Source organism: Chryseobacterium sp. SIMBA_029 (genome assembly GCF_046535275.1).
Lineage (GTDB): Bacteria > Bacteroidota > Bacteroidia > Flavobacteriales > Weeksellaceae > Chryseobacterium.
The window spans coordinates 1-276 of sequence record NZ_JAWRXA010000249.1; the positions used below are offsets into that span (position 1 = coordinate 1).

Sequence of the window (276 nt, forward strand, 5' to 3'; positions counted from 1 at the left end):
GTAGGTGAATGTCGGACTCATCGGTTTGGTCTACGTGACCAGTATTGATACTAGCTAACTCTGGCCTGATAGCTAACTCAAGCTCTTGACGCTTGGCAACCTCGCTTGCGATGTCGCCTAATGTCGCATTATGATAGGACTGGCTGTGACCACATTTCAGCGAGGATTTGAAGTTGGCGGACTTAGCTTTGATGCTGAGAGTATCGGGTGTGCCTGACCATTCGCTACTATCTACGACATAGACACCCATATCATGGACACCGGCATCCGTGAAGC

The 276-nt window shown here is 49.6% G+C and carries 1 pseudogene; it reads right to left on the minus strand.

Annotated features, from left to right (window positions below):
* A pseudogene (locus SB679_RS24015) lies at nt 1-276 on the minus strand (hypothetical protein); the annotation flags it as partial.